This is a genomic window from Myxococcus sp. AM009, assembly GCF_013372605.1.
In the GTDB taxonomy this organism is placed as follows: Bacteria; Myxococcota; Myxococcia; order Myxococcales; family Myxococcaceae; genus Myxococcus; species Myxococcus vastator.
Window position 1 is genome coordinate 1 of record NZ_JABXEP010000523.1, and the last position, 396, is coordinate 396.

At 64.9% G+C, this 396-nt stretch carries 2 protein-coding genes; one reads left to right on the plus strand and one right to left on the minus strand.

Annotation, left to right across the window (positions count from 1 at the left end; translation table 11 throughout):
- A partial coding sequence (locus HV824_RS37045) for a hypothetical protein (RefSeq protein ID WP_217918082.1) occupies positions 1-188 on the minus strand: 188 nt, incomplete at its 3' end.
- Here HV824_RS37045 and HV824_RS36705 point away from each other — a divergent pair.
- A partial coding sequence (locus HV824_RS36705; protein WP_217918083.1) for a hypothetical protein occupies positions 187-396 on the plus strand: 210 nt, incomplete at its 3' end. The genes HV824_RS37045 and HV824_RS36705 overlap by 2 nt on opposite strands.

A 396-nucleotide genomic window follows, 5' to 3' on the forward strand; every position in this document is an offset into this window, starting at 1 on the left:
GAGTCGGTCCGTCGATCTGGCGCTGGTGGATCCGCCGCCAGCATCTCTGGCGACATCCAGTCGCGCAACATCAGCATGGGACGCAACTTCGCCCAGGACGTCGACTCCTCTGCTCTGACGAACACCCGCTCGACGACCAACAGGATGGCCGCAGCCGTCTCAGGAATGACCCCGGGGCAGTTCGCCATGGAGCAGCGGCACAACACCGACAAATACCGCCAGTCCCAGGACAAGCTGGCCCAGATGGGTGGCCAGGCTACGGGCCTGCCCAGCGGCACGGATGCCTTCATCCAGCAGTACAAGGAAGAGCACCCCGACGCCCAGGACAACCCCGAGGTCGCGGATGCCGTCTTCGACTGGCTCGTCGAGCACAACTTCCCCACCGACCCTCAGGAC